Genomic DNA, 22,110 nt, shown 5'->3' on the forward strand with positions numbered 1-22,110 from the left:
GTTGTCAATAGCGCGGCGGCTGCGCCGGGATCGGCGGAGCCGGATCGGTCGAAATCGATACCGGTGCACCCGATTGCAGCTTGAGCTGGCCGAGGGCGACGACCTTGTCGCCCGCTTTCAGGCCCTTGAGGATCTCGACGCGACCATCAACCCGGTTGCCGGTCCGCACGAAGGTGCGCACCGCCGAGAGGCTGGTCTTGCCGTCCGCTTCCTTTTTCTCGGCGATCATGAACACTGAATCGCCGTACAGGGTGTAGTCGACAGCGGTCTCAGGCACGGTGATCACGGCCGGCTTGTCCGGCAGCACCACCGTGGTGGTCACGAACATGCCGGGCTTGAGGATCTTCTCCGGATTGGCAATAGTCGCCTGCACGCGGATGTTGCGGGTGTCGGTCGCGATCTGCGGCTCGATCGTGGTGATCTTGCCCTCGAAGGTGCGGCCCGGATAGGCATCGACCTTCAGCCGGACGACCTGGCCGACCTTGAGGTTGCCGGAATCCTTTTCCGTCACCGTGAAGTTGGCCCACAGCTGCGACAGATCGGTCAACGACACGATCGCCGTACCTGCCGTCAGATATTGGCCAACCTCGACCTTGCGCATGCCGAGATCGCCGGAAAACGGCGCTCGCACCAGCTTCTGCGAGATCAACGCTTCGGTCTTGGCGATGCCGGCCTGCGCCTGGTCGTAGGAGGCCTGCGCGGCATCGACGGTCGCCTGCGGACCGAACTGGCGCGCGGCCAGTTGCTTGGCGCGGTCAAGCGACAGCTGCGCGACGGTCGCCTGCGCCTTGTAATTGGCGAGGTCGCCCTGCTCCGGCGCGTCGAACAGCTGCACCAGCGGCGTGCCGGCCTCGACGCGCGTACCCGGCTCGAACTTGATCTCCGTGACGCGGCCGTTGACGTCGGCGCTGACGTCGACCTGATGCACGGCGACAAGGCTGCCGACCGCGGTGAGCAGGTTCGGCACCACCTCGGACTTCGCCTCGGCCGCGCTGACGGCCGTCGGCGGCGGCTTGTTGTTGGCGAAGAACTGCTGGATCATCTGGCCGCGGAAGTAGTTGAACCAGACGAGGCCACCGACGAGCGCAGCTAGAAGCGTGCCGACGATGATGAACCAGAGCACCGGCCGGACCGGACGCTTGGGAGCCTTGGTGTCGATCGGTTCGCCCGAAATCTTGTGTTCGGTTACGATGTTCATGTCATGCACTTTCTGCAATCGCCGCCTTGCCGGCATCCGCGGCCTGATCGCGGCCCAGATGCGAAGCAATTGCGGCGTCGTTAAGTCCGATACCCCTCAGGAGAAACTCACAGAGCTGTCGCTCGAGGTCGTTCGCCTTGCCGTAAGCGAGACAAGGCGTGGCCGGCAGCCTGGTCAGCGCCGCGGTCATCACCGCATGATGCGCAAACCAGAACAGGTTGAGCGGATCGCCAGCGTAGGGCCGCGCATCCCCGGCAGCCACGGCGCGCTCGAGCGAGCCGACAAAAGCCGCCCCAATCAATGTCTCGATCTTGGCATACAGCAAACGCGCGAATTCGCCGTCATCCAGATGGCTCGTGGCCATCAGTCGCAGGCGCTGCGCCTCTTCCTGATCGGGACCGTCAGCAATGTGCAGGAAATGCCCGACCATCCTGCGGATCACCTCGACCAGCGTGGCGGTCGAGGGCTCCCGCTCGAGAAGCTCGATGAAAGCCGGATCCGCTTCGCATTCGTCGCTGAGAATTTCGGCGTAGAGCGCCGCCTTGGACGGGAAATGCTTGAACAGCAGCGCCTCGGAAATGGCAGCGGCGGCCGCCACGCTCTTCGTCGTGGTGCCGGTGTAGCCATGTCGGGCAAAGCAGCGCTTCGCGGCACCGAGGATCAATTGACGCCTCAGGTCGCTCGTCATACGCAATGAGCTCATGGTGGGTGAGTAAACACTCACCCACCCAGAAGTCAAGCACTATGTTGCATCGCAACCTGAGTGCGTTGCAAATTCAGGGGAAATTCGCACCACCACTCGGGCTGCTTGCAGGGCGCCTCCTCCGAGAGCCGCGCCCGGCTCGCTAGATCGGCTGGAAGCCGAGGTCGCCGCGGATCCGGTTGAGGATGTAGGTTCCATCCCGGCTTGGCAGGATCCGCTCCAGGCTGGCGCTGTCGATCTTCACATTGGCAAAGCGCGGGCCGACGGAAACGTCGTGGACGGCTTTGGCAAAGGTCTCGACCTCGGCCATGGTTGTGACGGCCCGGCTGTTCGCAATGCCACATGCCTTGGCGATGCCGACGAGGTCGGCGGCGGCCGAGGTGTGGCTGGTCTGCCCGCCGGTCTCGCCATAGACCTCGTTGTCGAGCACTGCGATCGACAGATTGGGCGGCCTTTGCAGGCCGATGGTGGCAAAGCTGCCGATCCCCATCAGCATTTCACCGTCCCCGGTGATGACCAGCACCGGCAGCTTCGGCTGCGCCAGAGCGAGGCCGAGCCCGATCATCGCGGCGCCGCCCATGCCACCCCACAGGTAGAAATTGCGTGCATGGTCGCCGGCGGCGCACATGTCGTTGGTGGAGGCCCCCAGGCCTCCGATCGCGACGACGTCCTTGCGGTCCGCGAGCAGCGTGGACACCACCTGGCGGCGGTCGAGGAGATTGGCCTTGCTCATTTGGTGAAAACCTTGGCGCCGATCAGGCGCTGCGACAGAAGGACGGCGGTCGGCGTGAGCGCGTTGTAGGCCTGCGCCGCGGCCGCTTCGAGCACGGCCGGCACCTCGGCCGCATTCGAGGCGCGCAGCACCTTGACGCCGGAGAGTTCGAACACGCCCTGCGTGGTCGATCCCATCGGCACCTGCCACGGATTGAACTCGCCCCACTCGCCGCGCATGGTCACCAGCGTGAGGAACGGAAAGCGCAGAATCGGGATCAGCGACAGCATATTGATGCAGTTGCCGACGCCGCTCGACTGCATCAGCAGCACGCCGCGCTGGCCGCCGGCCCAGGCGCCTGCGAGCAGCGCCACCCCCTCCTCCTCCGTCGTCAGCGGAATGCCGCGCATGGTGGAGGAGTCCAGCACGCGCTGGATCAGCCTGGAATGACCGGCGTCGGGCACATACGGCACCTGCCGGACGTCGAAGCGCTGCAATGTTGCGAAGATATCGTCGGGCCAGTTCGGGGCCGTGTCGGCAGCGTCAGCGCGTGCGTGCATTTTCCTGTCCGGTCGGCTAGCAAGGTGGAACGACTGTAGACACATGCATGCGCCGACCAGAACAACAAAAACGGCATATCGGCTTTAACCGGCGAGTATAACGGGATGAACGCAGATGCGAAGGCGCTGGCGGCCAGCTTCGACCTCGAGAAGCTGACGCCGGAGTTCTACGACAACCCCTACCCGACCTATCGTGCACTGCGGGAGAACGAGCCGGTCAAGCGCCTGCCGAACGGCACCGTGTTCCTGACCCGCTACGACGATCTCGTCACCACCTACAAGAACACCAAGTCGTTCAGCTCGGACAAGAAGCGCGAGTTCGCGCCGAAATACGGCGACACCCCGCTTTACGAGCACCACACCACCAGCCTCGTCTTCAACGACCCGCCGTCCCATACCCGCGTGCGCCGCCTGATCATGGGCGCGCTATCGCCACGGGCGATCGCGAGCATGGAGGGCGACCTCATCAAGCTGGTGGACGGCCTGCTCGACGCCAAGGGCGCTTGCGAGCTGATCGAGGATTTCGCTGCCTCCATTCCCATCGAGGTGATCGGCAATCTGCTCGACGTTCCCCATGACGAGCGCACGCCGCTGCGTGACTGGTCGCTGGCGATCCTGGGCGCCCTCGAACCCGTGGTGTCGCCCGAAGCGGCGGCGCGCGGCAACAAGGCGGTGACGGATTTCCTCGCCTATCTCGAGACGCTGGTGGCGCGACGGCGCGCCAAGCCGGGCAATCCCGAGCGCGACGTGCTGACGCGGCTGATCCAGGGAGAAGGTAACGGCGAGCGGCTCACCGAGAAGGAACTGCTGCACAATTGCATCTTCCTGCTCAACGCCGGGCACGAGACCACCACCAATTTGATCGGCAACGGCCTCGTGGCGCTGGACCGTCATCCCGACCAGAAGCAGCGGCTGATCGACAACCCCGACATGATCAAGACGGCGGTCGAGGAGATGCTGCGCTATGAGAGCTCGAACCAGCTCGGTAATCGCATGACCACGGAGCGTGTCGAGCTCGGCGGCGTCGTGCTCGATGCCGGCACGTCGGTGACGCTGTGCATCGGCGCGGCCAACCGCGATCCCGCGCAGTTTCCAGACCCGGAACGCTTCGATATTGCGCGCACGCCGAACCGGCACCTCGCCTTCGCCACCGGCGCGCATCAATGCGCCGGCATGGCGCTGGCGCGGCTGGAAGGCGCCATCGCGATCTCGCGCTTTCTGGCGCGCTTCCCGAACTATGCCGTGAGCAGGCAGCCAGTCCGGGGTGGACGGGTGCGGTTCCGCGGGTTCTTGAGCGTGCCCTGCGCGATCGACTGAGGGCTCCAGAACAAAAATGTCGAAAACAACCCCATGCACAGTAGAGAGCGTGTCGGCGAACGAGGCCCTGTGGTTCCGCAGAACCATCTGACATTTCGAGCAGATCGGGCCACACCACGCGATCGGGTGCATGAAGGCTTCCAAGACGGCAGAGCGATACCCAGATCAGGTCGAGGGCCGCCGGAGCGGTCGGTTGACGCCGGCGCGCAGCAATGGAGAGACGACAGATGAGCGCGTCGGTCATTGATTTCATCGCAACGGAAGCACGGTTTGGCGCCCATAATTACGAGCCGATCGGGGTCGTCCTGTCGCGCGGCGAAGGTGTCTGGGTCTGGGATACCGAAGGCAACCGCTATCTCGATTGCCTCTCGGCCTATTCGGCGGTCAGCCAGGGCCACTGCCACCCCAAGATCCTGGCGGCGATGGTCGAACAGGCGCACAGGCTGACGCTCACCTCGAGGGCCTTCCACAACGACCAGCTCGCCCTGTTCTACGAAGAGATCGCCGCGCTCACCGGCTCCCACAAGGTGCTGCCGATGAACAGCGGCGCCGAGGCGGTCGAAAGCGCGATCAAGTCGGTCCGCAAATGGGGCTATGAGGTGAAGGGTGTGCCGGACGGTGCGGCCGAGATCATCGTCTGCGCCAACAATTTTCACGGGCGCACGCTTGGCATCGTCGGCTTTTCAACCGACCCCGAGACACGCACACATTTCGGGCCGTTCGCGCCGGGCTTCAAGATCATCCCGTTCGGCGACGCCGCGGCGTTGCAAGACGCCATCACCCCAAACACCGTCGCCTTTCTGGTCGAGCCGATCCAGGGCGAAGCCGGTGTCATCATTCCTCCGGCCGGCTATTTTACCAAGGTGCGGGAGCTCTGCACCGCCAATAACGTGATGCTGGTGCTCGACGAGATCCAGACCGGGCTCGGCCGCACCGGCAAGCTGCTGGCCGAGCAGCACGAGGGAATCGAGGCGGACGTGACGCTGCTCGGCAAGGCCCTGTCCGGCGGCTTCTATCCGGTGTCGGCCGTGCTCTCGAACAACGACGTGCTCGGGACTTTGAGACCCGGGCAGCATGGTTCGACCTTCGGCGGCAACCCGCTTGCCTGCGCGGTGGCGCGTGCGGCAATGCGCGTGCTGGTCGAGGAAGGCATGATCGAGAACGCGGCCAGGCAGGGCGCGCGCTTCCTGGAAGGCTTGAAAGACATTCGTGCCAATACGATCCGCGAGGTTCGCGGGCGCGGCTTGATGCTGGCGGTCGAACTGCATCCCGAGGCCGGCCGCGCGCGCCGCTACTGCGAGGCGCTTCAGGGCAAGGGCATCCTCGCCAAGGATACCCATGAGCAAACGATCCGCATCGCCCCGCCGCTGGTGATCACAAGCGACCAGGTCGACTGGGCGCTGGAGCGGCTCGCCACCACCCTGACGCAGGATTTCTCCTGAGACTGCCTGCGTCGGAAGATCGCATGGCGGCCGTGGCCAACAACGAACGATTCCGCCAGCCGTGCGTTGAACGTCGTGGGCGATTACGAGCTGGGAGCCACAATCATGCTTCCGCGTGGCGTTTGCCTTACGACTGTTCTAGTTGGTGCCTCGATGCTGGCGGCGAGCGTCACGTTCGCCCAAGGACCCGGCCATGGACATGGAAGGGGCGGGCCACCGGGTCCAGCCGCAGCGCCGGCAGCACGGCCAGCACCGCCACCGGCCATGGCCCGCCCGGCGGCGCCGCCAGCGATGGCACGTCCCGCCGCGCCGGCATCCCATCCTCCTTCCATGCCGCAGCGACCGGCCATGGCGCCACGTCCGGCACCACATGTCGCCTCGCCGCCACCGCGTCCGGCCCCACATGTCGCTGCGCCACCGCGAGCCGCCCCGCACGTGGCGGCGCCACGGCCTGAAGTCCATCGCCCGCCGGCAGCACCGCAACGTCCGGCCATGGCACCGCGGCCGACGACGCCGCACATCGCCGCCCCCTCGCGGCCCAGCGCACCGCCCATAAGCGAGCGGCTGTCGCGACGGGAGCAGATCGAACAGCGTGCGCAGCAGCATCAGCAGCAGATCCAGCAGCGCCAGCAGGTGGTGCAGCAGCGACAGCGCGAGACGCTGTCGCGCCAGACGACGGAGCGCCAGACCCGCATCGATCGTCTGCAGCAGCGCGTTCAGCAATTGCAATCGCAAAAGGTGGAAGGCGCGCGAGCGCAACGCGAGCAGCAACGGATGCTCGAGACCCAGAACCGCTTGCTCGGCCGTGAGCAGCGCGCGCAGCAACTCGACCTGGCGCGCCAGCAGCGGCTCGGACTGCAGGCTCCGGCCGGACGCACCGCGGCGACTGCGGCCGCCGTGCAGGCTGCCGAGCGCGGGCGGTTTGCGGAGCGCTTCCGTGAGCAGGCCACTCCGCAGACCCAGGCGGCCCTCCTCGCTCGCCAGAGCGGCTGGGCGCCCCGGCAAGCCTGGCGTCACCGTCATCCCGCGGTGTTCGTGGCATGGCTTGGGCCGGTGTTCTGGCCTTACGCTTATTCTGACATTTTCAACTATACGTTCTGGTCCTATGCCTACGAGCCCGGCTATTGGGCTTACGCCTATGACGATTTCGTCGATACCGTGTTCTGGGGTGGTGACAGCCCCTATGCCGCCTATGCCAGCACCAACCCGTATGACTATCCGCAAGCCCGCGGCGACCGCGCCCGTCCACGCGCCAGCGTAAGCCGACAAACGCTCCAGCAATTGTGCGGCACACCGGACAAGGGCGTGACCGCCTGGCCGCTTGCCGATATCGCGCGCGCGGTGCAGCCGACGCCGGAGCAACGCGCGCTGCTCGACGAGCTGAAGACCGCGGCAGCCGACGCTGCCGGCGTGTTCAAGGACTCCTGCGCAGAGACCTATGCACTGACACCCCCTGGCCGCCTGCGCGCGATGATGAACCGCATCGGCGCGACGCTGGAAGCCGTCAAGATCGTGCGACCAGCACTGGAGAATTTCTACAACTCGCTCAGTGACGAACAGCAGGCCCGCTTCAACGCGCTCGGCCCCAATGTCGGCGACCGCTCGTCCCAGCAGCAGGAAGCGAGTAGCGAGAGCTGCGGCGATCCGAAGTCCAGCCTGACCCAGCTGCCGATCCAGAGGATCGAGGCTGTGCTCCACCCCGCAGGCAAACAGAAGGAGGCGCTCGACCGTCTCAGCGAAGCGACGGCGAAGGGCGTTGAGGGCCTGCAGGCGGCCTGTCCGAACGATGTGCCGCTGACGCCGGTTGGACGGCTCGAAGCGATGCAGCGTCGGCTCGAGGCCATGCTAACGGCCGCCAAGCTGGTCGAACCCGCCCTGGATGAGTTCTATGCCACGCTGAGCAGCGAGCAGAAGGCGCGTTTCAACACGTTGCAACAGGTCGCAAGCCCGTGAGGCCCGCGCGCGCGACGACGCGATGGGCAAAAAGGAGACATGGCTCGCGATAAGACTAGGGTCTGTACCTAAATAGCGCCACGTGATTCTCTTGCCTACGTGTTGATTCGGGGGCGAGAGAATGCGCGCTGGTTTGTTTTGGCTGAACGACAGGCAATGGGCGCGTATCGAACCGCATCTGCCGAGGGGACTGACGGGGCCGGATCGGGACGACGACCGACGCATCGTCAGCGGCATCATTCACATGCTGCAATCGGGTGCACGATGGCGTGATTGTCCACGTGAATACGGCCCTTACACGACGATCTACAATCGCTTCAATCGCTGGGCCAAGCGAGGACGATGGTGCGCAATCTTCGAAGCGCTGGCCAAGCCTGGCGAAGACGGCGTCGTACTGTCGCTCGACTCGACCTCGATTAAAGCTCACCGGTGTGCCTCCGGCGGAAAAGGGGGGAGCACAATCAAGCAATCGGCCGCTCGCGCGGAGGCCGCACGACAAAAATCCATGCGCTGAGCGATCCGCTCTGCCGGCCGGTCGTCCTGCATCTGACTCCAGGCCAGGATGCCGATATCGCTGCGGCTCCCGATGTCCTGGCGCTCGCGCCACCCATGAGCGTGCTCCTCGCCGACAAAGGGTATGATGGCGACAAGCTTCGCGGCGAAATCATTCGTCGTGGCGCCAAGCCCGTAATCCCCAATAAATCTAACCGTGTCGTCATCCATCGCTTCAACAAACGCGCCTACAAAGGACGAAATGTCATCGAACGCTGCTTTTGCAGGCTCAAGGACTTCCGGCGCATCGCCACGCGATATGACAAGCTCGCCCGTAATTTTTTGGCCGCTGTTCATCTCGCCGCTCTCGTCGCATATTGGCTCAATTGAGTCTGGACCCTAGTACCCGGAATCAGAGCTGAGTGATACGGCGGCCTTTGAAACGGCGTTGACGGACCTTTTTCTTGGTCCAGACGAAGGGCTCGGCTCTGTCGTTGTATGCGTTGACGTAGGCATCGATGTGTTCCTGAAGCTGCTTGAGGCTCGTGAAGGAGGTGCCGCTGAGCGACTGCCCCTGCAAGATGGAAAACCATACTTCGACCTGATTGAGCCATGACGCACTTGTCGGCGTGAAATGAAATTGCACGTTGGGGTGGGCCTTGAGCCAGTCCTCGTTCTTTTTATGGGTGTTGAGGTTGTCGAGGATGACGTGAAGCTTGCGGTTCGGAAAAGCCGCGGTGACGCTGTTCATGAAATCGAGAAACTCGACGCGGCGCCGGCGTTTTGAATGGGTCGCGATGATCTTTCCGGTGGCGACTTCGAGCGCCGCAAACAATGTTGTGGTGCCATGCCGCTTGTAATCGTGGCTTTGGCCGGTCAAGGCGCGGCCATTGGGCAACTTCAGATAACCCTGCGCTCGCTCCAAAGCCTGGATCGAGGGCTTCTCGTCCACGCACAGCACAATGGCCTTCGCCGGCGGCGCGACATAGAGGCCGACAACATCGGCGGCTTTGGCCGTAAAGTTCGGGTCGTTGCTCTCGCACCAGGACTTGCGAGCCACCAGGTCAATCTTGTGGCTGCGCAGGAACCGCCAGACATATTGGACATCGACATCGCCCAGCGCCTCGGCCAGCAGGGGGCCGGTCCAGCGCGCAAACCCTTGCGGTGGCGGCTTATCCAGCAGCTTCAGAATCCGCTTGTCGGTCGTCTTCGTATAGATCGGCTGCTTGCCAGGCCGCGGCTTGTCTTGCAGCCCTTCAAGGCCATGGTCGGCATAGCGATGCCGCCAAAGGCTGACAATCCGCGGCTGGACCCCAACTTCCTTGGCGATCGACCGGGTGCTGCGCCCATCCGCCGCCAACAGAACTATCCGCGCCCGCTTCAAATCGCGCTGCAACGTCACCGGTGAGCGACAGCACGCCTCAAGCACCTTGCGATCTTTCCTCGAAAGGTGGACTTCTCTTGCTTCGGGTATCATCCCGACCTTGAATCACGACTCACGTTCCAAGAAAAGTGGGTACTAGTGATTAGTCCGGAGTGTCGGGCCCGGTCCGGTGGCGTGGAAAATCCTTCCGCACCTCTCCGTCCTTTCCTGATCTAGCAAGATCAAACTTTCGCCAAGCGCAATGCGGCCTCAACCCCGCCTTCCAGGATTTGCTCCGCCTGGACAGTCTCGGGGACGGCCCGCGCGAACTGCAGGGTGCCCACCATGAGGCCGAAGATGGCGGTCGCGCGGCGGCGACTCGCTGCAGGATCGGCATCCGGAATTAGTGCGGCCAGCGACGAAACGTAGCTTCGTAGCGCCTTCTCGTAGTTCCGCCGAGTGGACAAGGGCTGGCGGGCGATTTCCGGGAGCAACGCCGCCGAAGGACACCCGCCGGCCGGGTCTTGGAGATGTGCGCGGTTAAGGTATCTGCGGATAGCGCCTTCAAGGTTCAGGCCCCTCCCCTGATCATCATCGAGCCGATCTTGCTGGTCTCCGAGCGCGCTCTCCAGCGCCTCGCGAACGAGTGCGTCTTTGGACTCGAAGTGCGGAGAGAATGCGCCTTTGGTCAGACCGGCCTCGCCCATGATCCCGGCAATCCCAGCGGCGGAGATACCGTCTCGGCGTATGCACTTCGACGCCACATCGATGATGTGCCGTCGCGTCGCTGCCTTGTGTCCTTTCTCGAAACGCATCTTCTCTCCACTCCATCAATGACCCGCAGCCGTTAAGCTGCAGCCGCTTCCAACAGGGTCTGGAGGTCGCGATCAAGTTGCTGGGCAACTGCATCCACATGATCGCTGCCAAACTGACCGAAAAGGGATGCTGGTCGATCATATTCGAACGCGACACCGCCATCGTCATCCTCGCGCAGCAGGACACGAATGGGCGCATACAGCCCCGCCGACAGTTGATGCCGGGTCATCTTGGATGCGGTGAGCGGATTTCCGATATCAAACTGGAAGGAGCGGCGCGTCAGCCCGGCAATTGCCAGGAGTGCCCCATGGTCACGCTGACCAAAAATGGTGAGCGGTGGACATGCCTCCAGCTCTCGAAGGGCGCGCTCGCTTTCCCCGTATCTCAAGAGAGTGAATATCCCGTCATCGATGCGGGGTGCTAAGGCCGCGAGCTTGGCTCGAACGTCCTCGAAGGGCTTTGTTGAGCGGATGGTGACGTGCTCGACCGGAATGGCGCGCGTTGAGTGCAGTGCATTGGCCATCTGTTGATCCTCTGGACGCTTGTCGTTGTTTGCAGTGGTCCTTCCGCGCGAAGCGGCCACGACGTTAGATCGCACTGGGATTGGCACCCAAGATGCCTTCGACAACGCGGGCAAGGTCTAGAAGCCGCCGGTCGCTTCCCAAGGGGGCGTCCAGCTCGAGACCGATCGGCAGCCCCGCGCGCGACAGGCCAACAGGAAGGCTGATACCCGGCAGTCCCACGCTGCTTGCCGACACGGTATGGTTCGCCAAAGCGAGGTAGCTGACGTTCTGCCCCGCGATATGGACGGTCGCCTGCTCCTCGATCGAAGGCGCCGTGCAGGGCGTGGTCGGTTGCAGAATAGCTAGCGCCCCATGAGAGACGAACGCCGTGTGGAGCCGGCGCTGAATTTCCGGCCGGCTCACGTTGAGCGCCATCTGATAGGCCCCTGCCGAGGTAGCACCCGCGCCGCCTGGCAGTACGATGTGCCCCCACGCCTGCCGAAGTTGGGGCTTGAGGCCCTCGTAAATGGCCTCGAACGTGGTCGGAATCTCATGGCGGCGAAGAAATTCCGAGATGGTGCCCATCGTCTCATGAGCGAAGATGCCCCATGTCGCGGTTTGGACGAGGGAATTGAAGTCGTCGCCAAGGTCTACTTCAACGACTTCGGCGCCGGCGTCCTGCAGTCGCCGGACCACCGCGCGGAATCGGGTCTCGACTTCCGCGTCAACCAGATCGAGGAACTGTCGCGGCGCGAAGGCCAGCCGGGTTCCCTTCAGGCCGTAGCCGCCGCCGGAGGGTCCCGCAGCCTGTTCACCAGTCACGACCTGATCCACCAGGATGCAGTCCTCAACGCTTCGGGCAAATACGCCCGTCGTGTCGAGTGTATGGGAGATCGGAGCAACGCCGTTGCGCGGCCAACGCCCGGTCGTTGGCTTGAAGCCCACGACTCCACAGAACGATGCGGGTACCCGGATTGACCCGACGGTGTCACCGCCCAGGGACGCGGGAACGAGCCCAGCAGCCACGGATGCGGCGGAGCCGCTTGAGGAGCCGCCCGACATGCGATCCCGTGCGTGCGGATTTTTCACCTGACCGTAACGTGCGTTGTGTCCGGTCAGGCCGTAAGACATCTCGACGAGGTTGTTCTTGCCGAAAATCAACGCGCCCGCCCCCTTGATGGCCCGGACAGCGTCGGCATCTTCGCGCGGAACAAAATGAGCCAGACCTTCGATGCCCAGGCTAGTAGGTAGCCCTTTCGTCAAATAACTGTCCTTCACCCCGAGCGGCACGCCAAGGAGCGGGGCCGCCGATGCGGCCGCACGCGACTTGTCTGCGGCCCTCGCGGCCGCCAGCACCCCCGCCTCGTCGATGGTGATGAAGGCATTTAGTTCGGCGAGCGCTCGGGCGCGCTGTAAGAGCGCCGCGGTGTAGGCTTCCGAGGTAATGTCGCCGTTGCGAACCGCTGCTGCAGCGGCTGCGAGCCCAAGCGAGCTGGCATCTGTGGTTTGTTGCGATGAGGCAGTGGCCGTGTCGTCCATGAAATCCTCGCTAGTACCCACTTTTCTTGGAACGTGAGTCGTGATTCAAGGTCGGGATGATACCCGAAGCAAGAGAAGTCCACCTTTCGAGGAAAGATCGCAAGGTGCTTGAGGCGTGCTGTCGCTCACCGGTGACGTTGCAGCGCGATTTGAAGCGGGCGCGGATAGTTCTGTTGGCGGCGGATGGGCGCAGCACCCGGTCGATCGCCAAGGAAGTTGGGGTCCAGCCGCGGATTGTCAGCCTTTGGCGGCATCGCTATGCCGACCATGGCCTTGAAGGGCTGCAAGACAAGCCGCGGCCTGGCAAGCAGCCGATCTATACGAAGACGACCGACAAGCGGATTCTGAAGCTGCTGGATAAGCCGCCACCGCAAGGGTTTGCGCGCTGGACCGGCCCCCTGCTGGCCGAGGCGCTGGGCGATGTCGATGTCCAATATGTCTGGCGGTTCCTGCGCAGCCACAAGATTGACCTGGTGGCTCGCAAGTCCTGGTGCGAGAGCAACGACCCGAACTTTACGGCCAAAGCCGCCGATGTTGTCGGCCTCTATGTCGCGCCGCCGGCGAAGGCCATTGTGCTGTGCGTGGACGAGAAGCCCTCGATCCAGGCTTTGGAGCGAGCGCAGGGTTATCTGAAGTTGCCCAATGGCCGCGCCTTGACCGGCCAAAGCCACGATTACAAGCGGCATGGCACCACAACATTGTTTGCGGCGCTCGAAGTCGCCACCGGAAAGATCATCGCGACCCATTCAAAACGCCGGCGCCGCGTCGAGTTTCTCGATTTCATGAACAGCGTCACCGCGACTTTTCCGAACCGCAAGCTTCACGTCATCCTCGACAACCTCAACACCCATAAAAAGAACGAGGACTGGCTCAAGGCCCACCCCAACGTGCAATTTCATTTCACGCCGACAAGTGCGTCATGGCTCAATCAGGTCGAAGTATGGTTTTCCATCTTGCAGGGGCAGTCGCTCAGCGGCACCTCCTTCACGAGCCTCAAGCAGCTTCAGGAACACATCGATGCCTACGTCAACGCATACAACGACAGAGCCGAGCCCTTCGTCTGGACCAAGAAAAAGGTCCGTCAACGCCGTTTCAAAGGCCGCCGTATCACTCAGCTCTGATTCCGGGTACTAGGAGCTGTTTGGCGGCATCCGGCCGCCGCACAACAGCGGTCCAGCTCGATGTCATTACGGTCATAATATTAAATTACGACCGTAATTCAATGGAGGTCGCGACCTCGCCGAGGACACATGAGCGTGAAGTGCCGACTGACCGAAATTGCGGCCAATGATTATTTCAACGACGACTTCTGCTTTGGGTCCATTCGCGATCGGGGCGAGCCAGCAGTAAGTCCAATCAATGTCCGCTCTATCGCTGAAAGCGGCAGTAACTTCAGAGGGGCCACGCTGACGGCCGCCAGGCTGGTCGAACCCGCACTGGACGAGTTCTATGCCACGCTGAGCAGCGAGCAGAAGGCGCGCTTCAACACGCTGCAACAGGTCGCAAGTCCGTGAGGCCCGCGCGCGCGACCTATACCACCGTCTTGTGCCGCGCGATGCAGGTGTCCAGCACCTCGTCCATCGGCTTGCCCCACCAGTCGTTGGAGAAGATCTCGATCTCGGAATAGCCGGCAAAGCCCTGCGCTTCGACCGCTTGACGCACCGATTTGATATCGATGACGCCGTCGCCCATCATGCCGCGGTCGTTGAGGATGTCTTTCGTCGGCACCAGCCAGTCGCAGACGTGGAACGCGAGCAGGCGATCCTGGCCGGCGCGCGCGATCTGCTCCATCAGCTCCGGGTCCCACCAGATGTGATAGACGTCGAGCGCGACGCCGAGCATGCCGCTGCGATCAGGGTCGAGCCGGTCGCAAATGTCGAGCGCGTGCTTCGTGGTGTTCACGCAGGCGCGGTCGGCTGCATAGGCCGGATGCAAGGGCTCGATCGCCAGCGGCAGCCTCGCCTGTCGGGCGTAGTCGAGCATCTCGGCGAGCGCTTCCTCGACCTGTCCGCGCGCCGCCGCGATGTCCTTCGAGGGCTCGCTGCCCGGCCGCGAATATTGCGGCAAGCCGCCGACGACGAGCACGATGCAGGGCGCGCCCAGCGCCTTGGCCTCATCGACGCAGCGCCTGTTGTCGTCCCGCACCTCGCCCCGGCGCGAGGCGGCCGAGGTGAACATGCCGCCGCGGCAATAGCCTGACAGTTCGAGGCCGGCCTCGCGCACGGCGCGCGCGGCGCGCTCGAGACCGACGGCAGCGACCTGGTCGCGCCAGGGATCGATGGCGCGGATACCGTGCTTTGCACAAGCATCGATGATCGCGACGAGGTCACCCTGCTTGCGGACGGTCGCCGTGTTCAGCGACAGCCAGCGATGGTCGGACGAGAAATCGCGCATCAGGATTCGAGACCGTGGGTGGCGAGCACGATTTTCATCCGCCGCGTCGCGAGTTCAGGGTTGGCGAGCAGGCCGGCCCTATCAGCCAGACGGAACAGCTCGGCCAGATGCAGCGTGGAGCGCGTGCTCTCCTGGCCGCCGACCATGGTGAAATGATCCTGATGGCCGTTGAGATAGGCCATGAACACGACGCCGGTCTTGTAGAAGCGCGTCGGTGCCTTGAAGATGTGGCGCGACAGCGGCACGGTCGGCCCGAGCACGTCGTGGAAGCCGGTCTCGTCGCCGGCCGCCAGCCGCGACAACGCGTAGGACGCCGCCGGCGCGATCGCATCGAAGATGCCGAGCAGCGCATGCGAGAAGCCCTGCTCGTCGCCGGCGATCAGCTCGGCATAATTGAAGTCGTCGCCGGTATACATCCTGATGCGCTTGTCGAGACGACGGCGCATGTCGATCTCGCGCTGCTTGTCGAGCAGCGAAACCTTGACGCCGTCCACCTTGGCTGCGTTGTCGTTGATGATGGCGACCGCCGTGTCCATCGCCTTGTCGAGATCCCTGGTGCCCCAATAGCCCGTCAGCGCGGGATCGAACATGTCGCCGAGCCAGTGGATGATCACGGGCTCGCGGACCTGCGACAGCACGCGGTCATAGACCTTGGCATAATCGTCGGCGTTGCGGCCGAGCTTGGCCAGCGCGCGCGACGCCATCAGGATGATGCGGCCGCCCACCTTCTCGACTGCGGAGATCTGCTCCTCATAGGCGCGGATCACGTCATCGAGGCTCTTGGCATCCTCGACCGCGAGATGGTCCGTGCCGGCCCCGGAGAACACCAGCGCGTTGCGACGCTTGGCGGCGCCGACCGAGCGCGTGATAAGCTCCAGCGACGTCGGCCAGTCCAGCCCCATGCCGCGCTGCGCGGTGTCCATGGCTTCGGCCACGCCGAGGCCGAGATCCCAGACGTGCTCGCGGAAAGCGATGGTCCTGTCCCAATCGACGGCGGCCGAGAGCCAGGGATCGTTGTCAGCGAAGGGATCGGCGACCGTGTGCACGGCCGAGAAGGCGATGCGGTTCAGCGGTCCCTCGAGCTTGGCGGGGAACGTGCGTGAGGCCGCGAGCCGGTACGTCTCGATGGAGCGATCGGCCTTCGGAAGCTTCAACGACAATGACGACATGGGTTGGACTGGCTTGTTCATGATTTCTGACCTCTCCTCGTCATTGCGAGCGAAGCGAAGCAATCCAGAATGCCTCCGCGGCAACAATCTGGATTGCTTCGTCGCTTCGCTCCTCGCAATGACGGACTAACATTGAGACTTATCCAACCATCACGCCCTGACCGGGGCGACGTCGATCCAGCGCCGCTCCTTCCAGCTTTTCAGCGCGCATTCGGCGAGCTGCACGCCCTTGGCGCCTTCGAGCAGGGTGAACTTGTAGGGCGCATCCTCGTAGACGTGGCGGATGAACATCTCCCACTGTTCCTTGAAGCCGTTGTCGTAGGTGACGTTGTCGGGCAGCTTTTGCCAGTCGCCGTAGAAATCGTACAGCCGCTTCTCGTCGGGATTCCACACCGGCCGGGGCGTCGCCTGCCGCGCCTGGATCATGCAATCGGTAAGGCCTGCGACCGCCGAGCCGAGCGTGCCGTCGACCTGGAAGGTGACGAGGTCGTCGCGATAGACGCGCGTCACCCAGGACATGTTGATGTGAGCGATGATGCCGCCCTCGAGCTGGAACGTCGCGTAGGCGGAATCGTCCGCGGTCGCCTTGTACTTCTTGCCCTGCTCGTCGTAGCGCTCGGGAATGTCGGTGTTGCCGATGCAGACCACGCTCTGGACATTGCCGAAGAGGTTGTCGAGCACGTAGCGCCAGTGGCAGACCATGTCCAGGATGATGCCGCCGCCGTCCTCGTCGCGGTAATTCCAGGACGGCCGCTGCGCCTCCTGCCAGCCGCCTTCGAACACCCAATAGCCGAACTCGCCGCGCACCGAGAGGATGCGGCCGAAGAAGCCTGAATCGCGCAAGAAGGCGATCTTCTTCAGGCCGGGCAAGAACAGCTTGTCCTGGACGGTGCCGTGCTTGACGCCCTTAGCGTTCGCGAGCTTGACGACCTCCAGCGCCTCCTCGAAGTTCGTCGCGATCGGCTTTTCGCAATAGACATGCTTGCCGGCATTGATGGCTTGCGTCAGCAGACCGGGCCTCGCCTGCGTGGTCGCGGCATCGAAGAACATGGTGTCGTTCTTGTCGGCGAGCGCGGCATCGAGATCGGTGGTCCAGCGCGTGATGTTGAAGCGCCTGGCGAGCGCCTCGACCTTCTCCGCGCTGCGGCCGACCAGGATCGGATCGGGCATGATGCGGTCGCCGTTCTTCAGGCGGACGCCGCCCTGATCGCGGATCGCAACGATCGAGCGGATCAGATGCTGGTTGAGCCCCATGCGGCCGGTGACGCCGTTCATGATGAGGCCGAGGCGTTGCGTGGTCATGCCAGATACTCCTGAAGTGATTTTGGCTGTTCGAGCGGACGAAGCGCTGACCAGTCCGGATGGACCGACGTCGCAAAGCCCGTTGCATGAAGCGATCCCGTCAGGAGATCACCGTCGTGGATGGAGAGCCGGACGCCTCGCCCTGCGTCGACATAGAGATCGGGATGCGCGGCCGCGAAGGCTTGCGCCTCAGGAGTTGGCGTGTCGCCAAAGCCGTCGACATAGTGATGGCCGTTGCGCTCGGCGTGGGTGACGCCGATGAAGGCGCCCAGCGCGAGGTCCTGCTGCACGGCAAGACCGGCCTGGCAGGTGAGGTCCTCGCCGGTGATGAAGAACGTTCCGCCTTCCGCGCTCCATTTCGCCGCGCGCGTGGCATTGACGATGGATTTGTAGATGCCCTTGCAGGATTTGGAGGAGATGCCGCGATAGCCGAGGGCCCGGGCGGCCGGAAAAGCATCGTAGGAATCGTCGGCTTCGTCGATGATGAAACCGCGATCTGCCAGTGCGCCCAGCGGCGATTGCCGGGTGATGTCGCGCGGCATCGGCTGTTCGACATAAAGCAATCGCGCCGCGATCTGGCGCAGCGCGGCGTCATGATCAAGCCGGTCGATCAGCGCCCGCAACGCCGCGAGGTCGGCGTACTGCTCGTTGGCGTCGAGCGTCACCTTGTAGTCATGCCCCAGCGTATCGAGCTCCTTGCCGATCCGGGCAAGCCGCGCCGCGTCGGCCGCAGGATCGCCCGACAGCTTGAGCTTGAAATAGCGCGCACCCGCGTTCTCCCGCGGGTCGGCAACGCCGCCCTCGCCTTCTACGGGATCGTCAAGACCGACGGTGTGCCTGATGGCAACACGCTCCAGCGGAGCCCGGCCGCGGAGGAACGTGGCGATGTCCGCCCCCACAAGGTCAGGCGAGAGTCGCGCGTCCATGCCGGCGATGTTGCCGGCCATCCCTTCGAAGAAATTGGTCTCGGCGGCGCGCAGCAGCGCATCGAGGATCGCCTTGTCGATCTCCGCCGGACCGTAGGCCGCGGCGAGAGCCGGAATGTTCTTCTTCGCGCAGGTCGCGATCTGCGCCCCGATGCACGAGGCATGCAGATCGAACGCGGTCTGGTATCCGGTCCGCGCCAGGTAGAGACCGCGCGCGATCTCCAGCGAGCGACGCAAGCCATCGACCGTCTGTGCCGGCGACAGCTCCGGCCGCTTGTCGAACCATTTGGGCACCAGCAGCTCGGCACTGGCGCCGACCGCAACGCCCCTGCCCTCGACCTCGATCTCGACCCGCACGAACAGCTGCGGCGTCGCGCTGATGGTAACAGCGCCGAAGCGGAACGGCCGCGCGAACTGCACGGGACGTTCGAAGAAGGCGATGTCTCGCAGCTTCAGGCGGGGAGACATGATGTTAGTTGGCTCCCGAGATGCAGCCCAAGCGGCAGTGCACCTCTCCCGCTTGCGGGAGAGGTCGGCGCAAAGCGCCGGGTGAGGGCTTTCTCCTCTGGAGGGTTCTCGCGAGCGGAGACACCCTCTCCCCAACCCTCCCCCGCAGGCGGGGGAGGGAGCGCACCGATCGCGCAGCTGTCATCGGCATTCTCATCGCCCTAATCCAGCGCGCCCTGCGAGAAGAAATGCTTGCGGATGCGCTGCACGAGCTCCGTAAACACCGGATCGGCCATCGCGTCGAGCGTGCGCGGGCGCGGCAGCGGCACGTCGTAGATCGCGGCGATCGCGCCGGGGCGCTCGGTCATGACCAGCACGCGGTCGGCGAGGAACACGGCTTCCGGAATCGAATGCGTGATGAGCAGCACCGTCTTCTTCGTCTCGCGCTGGATCCGGATCAATTCGACATTCATGCGTTCGCGCGTCAACGCATCGAGCGCGCCGAACGGCTCGTCCATCAGCATGATCCTGGGATCGTGCACCAGCGCGCGGCAGATCGAGGCACGCTGCTGCATGCCGCCGGAGAGCTGCCAGGGCAGCTTCTTCTCGAAGCCTTCGAGCCCGACCAGCTTCAGGAGCGCCTTGGCGCGATCGAGATATTCCTGCCGCGGCAGCCGCTTCATGTCGATCGGCAGCATCACGTTGGACAGGATGTTGCGCCATGGCAGCAGCAGCGCGTTCTGGAAGACGATGCCGACATTGCCATGCGGCGCCGTCACCTTCTCGCCCTCGACCAGGATTTCGCCCGTCGTCGGCGCCAGCAGGCCCGAGATCAGCTTGAGCAGCGTGGACTTGCCGCAGCCGCTCGGACCGACCACGACGAAGAACTCGCCGTCGTTGATGTGGAAGTCGAGCGGCCGCAGCGACGGCACGTCGCCGTCGCGCGTCCGATATGTCTTCGACACGCCTGACAGCTTGATGCCCGACGCATCGCCCGCCCGGTCGCTCACCAGTCTCAGATGGGCGGCCGGTGTGCTGACATCGATTGGTTTGGTCGCAGGACTCATCGCAGCCCTCTCCACCCGTCGTCCCTGCGAACGCAGGGACCCCTACGCCGTGCCGGCGCGTTCGGGCACGCGGGGAGAGACCTTCCGCACCAATTGAGGCCGGTGGTTATGGGTCCCTGCGTTCGCAGGGACGACAGCGGAAAATGATCGTTCACGTGCCACTCTTCGGCAGATAATCATTGGTGTAGAAGGCCTTCGGGTTGTCCTTGGCCTTGGCGTCGAGACCGCCATATTCGACCATCAGATTGACGGAGTCCGTCATGTTCTGGTCGGTGACCTGGAACGGACGCTTGCCCTTGGTCTCCGCAGTCCGGTAGAGCGGAATGGTCAGCTCGAAGCCCTGCGTCAGCGTGTCGATCTTGCCGCCCTTGGGGTTGGCATCGAGGATCGCCTGCGCCGCGGCCTTCGGCTCCTTCTCGGCGGCTTCCACCGCTTTCGTCGTCGCCGACATGAAGCGGCGGACGAGATCGGCGTTGGCCTTCACATAGTCAGTGTTGGCGATGATGCCGGACGACACCATGTTGATGCCGTAGTCGGCGAACTTGATCGGGTAGACGTCCTTGCCGGTGGCGTCCTTGATCTTCATCGACTGGTCCATGACGTAGCCGAGCAAAAGGTCGGCCTGGCCATTGATGACGGCGTTGAGCTTGGTCTGGCCGTCGCCAGCCACGGTCTTGAAATCGCTCTCCTTCAGGCCGGTCTTCTTCAGGAACAGCGGCCAGATCTGGGTCATGGAGTCGGCCGGCGTGATCGCCACCGTCTTCCCCTTGATGTCCTCGGGCTTCCTGATGTTCTTGTCGGCGAAGCCCATCGCGGACATCGGGCTGGTCTGCAACAGCACGCCGGTCGCAACCACGGGCGCGCCCTTGATCGCGGCACGCATCATGGTGGGGACGTCGACATAGCCGAAGTCCGCGGTCTTGGCAGCGACGGCCTGCGTGGTCGCAGCCGAGCCGCGGCCTTCCTGGATCTCGAGGTCGATGCCTTCAGCGGCATAAATGCCCTTGGCCTTGCCGTAATAGAACGGCGCGTGCTCGCCATAGACGTACCAGTTGAGCATCAGCACGACCTTGTCCGCCGCCTGGGCCGGCATGGCCGCAAAGGTCATCAGCACCGCCGAGACAACCCCAATCAAGCGCTTCATCGTCAATCTCCCTTGCCCTTGTTGCGTCGGCCGTTGGTGGCCGTTCGTTGCTTCATTTCAGAGCCGAAAATACTCAAGCTGCGAAAATCACGTCCTCGCGCTGGCTAACATGCCAGGGAATGACCAGCTTCTCGATCCGGTCCACGATCCAGAACAGGACCACGCCGAGCAGCGCGAGGATCACCAGCGCCGCGAACATCGTCGGCAGGTCGAACGTGCCGATCGAGCGCTGCATCACGTAGCCTAAGCCGGAATTGGAGCCGACGAACTCGCCGACGACGGCGCCGACCACGGCGAGCGTCACCGACACTTTGAGGCCGGAGAAGATCGCCGGCAGCGCATGCGGCAGGTTCACCGCGCGGAACACCTGGAAACGGTTGCCCTGCATGGCGCGGGCGAGATCGACCATGTCAGGATCGACCGACTTGAACCCCTGCACCGCCGAGACCACCACGGGGAAGAAGCCGAGCAGAAACGCAGAAATCACCTTCGGAATGATGCCGAAGCCGAACCATACCACGAACAGCGGCGCGATCGCGATCTTGGGCACCGACTGCGAGAACACCAGCAGCGGATAGACGTAGCTCTCCACCGTCCTGGAGCCTGCGATCAGCATCGCCACGGGAATGCCGAACAATGCCGAGAGCAGGAAGCCGCAGACGGTCGCATAGGTGGTTGGCCATGACTGGCGCAGCAGTTCCGGCCATTCGGTGCGAAGCACCGCGACGACATCGAGCGGCGACGGGATCTGATAGGCGGGAATCCTGAAGATTCGGATCGCGAGATCCCAGGCGACCACGATGAAGACCAGGAACAGAAACGGCCGAACCCAGGCCGCGTTCAGCATCTTGGACACCGCGTTTTGCGGCTTCGGCTCGGCCAATTTTCACTCCCGGCATCTTCTTCCTTGTGGGCAGAAATTAACCCGTTGGATAAATACTGTCCAGAGCTTTCCCTGTGACGTTTTGCGCCGGGGTTCCGGCAGCGGAAGCCACGCGAGGGATGTGAGTGAATGGCAGCGTGGCAGGACCGTCGCGCCCGATCTCCGGTATCATTCCTCGCG

General features: G+C 63.7%; 21 protein-coding genes. 6 read left to right on the forward strand and 15 right to left on the reverse strand.

The genetic code is table 11. From position 1 onward, the window contains the following. Positions 1–4: 4 nt before the first annotated feature. The 4 genes from ABIF91_RS03015 to ABIF91_RS03030 form a co-directional block, all read right to left on the reverse strand. On the reverse strand, positions 5–1,198 hold the full coding sequence (locus ABIF91_RS03015; RefSeq protein ID WP_424578748.1) for an efflux RND transporter periplasmic adaptor subunit: 1,194 nt from the start codon (positions 1,196–1,198) through the stop codon (positions 5–7). Between the two features lies 1 nt (position 1,199). After that, positions 1,200–1,901, reverse strand: coding sequence for a TetR/AcrR family transcriptional regulator (locus tag ABIF91_RS03020; RefSeq protein ID WP_061878200.1), 702 nt, complete (start codon positions 1,899–1,901; stop codon positions 1,200–1,202). 142 nt (positions 1,902–2,043) lie between these two features. After that, positions 2,044–2,634, reverse strand: a complete 591-nt coding sequence (locus tag ABIF91_RS03025) for a thiamine pyrophosphate-dependent enzyme (RefSeq protein WP_028178283.1) — start codon at positions 2,632–2,634, stop codon at positions 2,044–2,046. Then, a complete protein-coding gene (locus ABIF91_RS03030; protein WP_028178284.1) occupies positions 2,631–3,173 on the reverse strand; it encodes a phosphonopyruvate decarboxylase in 543 nt (180 codons plus the stop codon). Before ABIF91_RS03030 ends, ABIF91_RS03025 begins: the two co-directional genes overlap by 4 nt. Positions 3,174–3,278: 105 nt before the next feature. Between ABIF91_RS03030 and ABIF91_RS03035 the strand changes: the two genes are divergently transcribed. The 4 genes from ABIF91_RS03035 (at position 3,279) to ABIF91_RS03050 (ending at position 8,767) form a co-directional block, all read left to right on the forward strand. Continuing rightward, complete coding sequence (locus tag ABIF91_RS03035; protein ID WP_424578749.1) at positions 3,279–4,490, forward strand: cytochrome P450; 1,212 nt, start codon at positions 3,279–3,281, stop codon at positions 4,488–4,490. Positions 4,491–4,717: 227 nt separating this feature from the next. Further along, positions 4,718–5,932, forward strand: a complete 1,215-nt coding sequence (gene rocD, locus ABIF91_RS03040) for an ornithine--oxo-acid transaminase (protein WP_028178286.1) — start codon at positions 4,718–4,720, stop codon at positions 5,930–5,932. A gap of 492 nt (positions 5,933–6,424) precedes the next feature. Then, the gene (locus tag ABIF91_RS03045; protein ID WP_035673527.1) at positions 6,425–7,885 is read left to right on the forward strand and encodes a Spy/CpxP family protein refolding chaperone; all 1,461 of its coding nucleotides are present in this window, start codon (positions 6,425–6,427) and stop codon (positions 7,883–7,885) included. 121 nt (positions 7,886–8,006) lie between these two features. Next, positions 8,007–8,767, forward strand: a protein-coding gene (locus ABIF91_RS03050) for an IS5 family transposase (protein WP_110115998.1) whose coding sequence is annotated in 2 segments (ribosomal slippage) — positions 8,007–8,346 and positions 8,346–8,767 — 762 coding nt in all. Because the reading frame shifts where the segments join, the coding sequence is not laid out codon by codon here. Positions 8,768–8,789: 22 nt separating this feature from the next. Here ABIF91_RS03050 and ABIF91_RS03055 read toward each other — a convergent pair. The 4 genes from ABIF91_RS03055 to ABIF91_RS03070 form a co-directional block, all read right to left on the reverse strand. Beyond that, entirely contained in the window at positions 8,790–9,854 is a 1,065-nt protein-coding gene (locus ABIF91_RS03055; protein WP_026192128.1) for an IS630-like element ISRj1 family transposase, read from the reverse strand. Positions 9,855–9,982: 128 nt separating this feature from the next. Then, positions 9,983–10,555, reverse strand: coding sequence for a TetR/AcrR family transcriptional regulator (locus tag ABIF91_RS03060; RefSeq protein WP_424578750.1), 573 nt, complete (start codon positions 10,553–10,555; stop codon positions 9,983–9,985). Positions 10,556–10,587: 32 nt separating this feature from the next. After that, entirely contained in the window at positions 10,588–11,079 is a 492-nt protein-coding gene (locus ABIF91_RS03065; RefSeq protein WP_035678135.1) for a DUF302 domain-containing protein, read from the reverse strand. Positions 11,080–11,143: 64 nt separating this feature from the next. Continuing rightward, on the reverse strand, positions 11,144–12,598 hold the full coding sequence (locus ABIF91_RS03070) for an amidase family protein (protein WP_035678132.1): 1,455 nt from the start codon (positions 12,596–12,598) through the stop codon (positions 11,144–11,146). A gap of 56 nt (positions 12,599–12,654) precedes the next feature. Here ABIF91_RS03070 and ABIF91_RS03075 point away from each other — a divergent pair, with 56 nt between their 5' ends. Next, complete coding sequence (locus tag ABIF91_RS03075) at positions 12,655–13,719, forward strand: IS630-like element ISRj1 family transposase (RefSeq protein ID WP_011084514.1); 1,065 nt, start codon at positions 12,655–12,657, stop codon at positions 13,717–13,719. A gap of 129 nt (positions 13,720–13,848) precedes the next feature. Further along, on the forward strand, positions 13,849–14,112 hold the full coding sequence (locus ABIF91_RS03080; RefSeq protein ID WP_028180792.1) for a Spy/CpxP family protein refolding chaperone: 264 nt from the start codon (positions 13,849–13,851) through the stop codon (positions 14,110–14,112). A gap of 16 nt (positions 14,113–14,128) precedes the next feature. Here ABIF91_RS03080 and ABIF91_RS03085 read toward each other — a convergent pair whose 3' ends face one another. From ABIF91_RS03085 to ABIF91_RS03115, 7 genes are all read right to left on the reverse strand, one after another. Next, positions 14,129–14,992, reverse strand: coding sequence for a sugar phosphate isomerase/epimerase family protein (locus ABIF91_RS03085; RefSeq protein ID WP_028180791.1), 864 nt, complete (start codon positions 14,990–14,992; stop codon positions 14,129–14,131). Next, positions 14,992–16,182: a dihydrodipicolinate synthase family protein gene (locus tag ABIF91_RS03090; protein ID WP_424578751.1), complete on the reverse strand. Its 1,191-nt coding sequence runs from the start codon at positions 16,180–16,182 to the stop codon at positions 14,992–14,994. The genes ABIF91_RS03085 and ABIF91_RS03090 overlap by 1 nt, the downstream gene beginning before the upstream one ends. Before the next feature lie 129 nt (positions 16,183–16,311). Beyond that, the gene (locus tag ABIF91_RS03095; protein WP_284279577.1) at positions 16,312–17,463 is read right to left on the reverse strand and encodes a Gfo/Idh/MocA family protein; all 1,152 of its coding nucleotides are present in this window, start codon (positions 17,461–17,463) and stop codon (positions 16,312–16,314) included. Then, positions 17,460–18,857: a hypothetical protein gene (locus tag ABIF91_RS03100; RefSeq protein ID WP_028180788.1), complete on the reverse strand. Its 1,398-nt coding sequence runs from the start codon at positions 18,855–18,857 to the stop codon at positions 17,460–17,462. The genes ABIF91_RS03095 and ABIF91_RS03100 overlap by 4 nt, the downstream gene beginning before the upstream one ends. A 200-nt stretch (positions 18,858–19,057) precedes the next feature. Beyond that, positions 19,058–19,903, reverse strand: coding sequence for an ABC transporter ATP-binding protein (locus ABIF91_RS03105; protein ID WP_028180787.1), 846 nt, complete (start codon positions 19,901–19,903; stop codon positions 19,058–19,060). A 151-nt stretch (positions 19,904–20,054) separates the two neighbouring features. Further along, positions 20,055–21,047, reverse strand: a complete 993-nt coding sequence (locus tag ABIF91_RS03110) for an ABC transporter substrate-binding protein (RefSeq protein WP_028180786.1) — start codon at positions 21,045–21,047, stop codon at positions 20,055–20,057. A gap of 73 nt (positions 21,048–21,120) precedes the next feature. Beyond that, a complete protein-coding gene (locus ABIF91_RS03115) occupies positions 21,121–21,930 on the reverse strand; it encodes an ABC transporter permease (RefSeq protein WP_028180785.1) in 810 nt (269 codons plus the stop codon). Between the last annotated feature and the right edge of the window lie 180 nt (positions 21,931–22,110).

It is taken from the genome of Bradyrhizobium sp. USDA 241, from assembly GCF_049739505.1.
Taxonomy (GTDB): domain Bacteria; phylum Pseudomonadota; class Alphaproteobacteria; order Rhizobiales; family Xanthobacteraceae; genus Bradyrhizobium; species Bradyrhizobium liaoningense.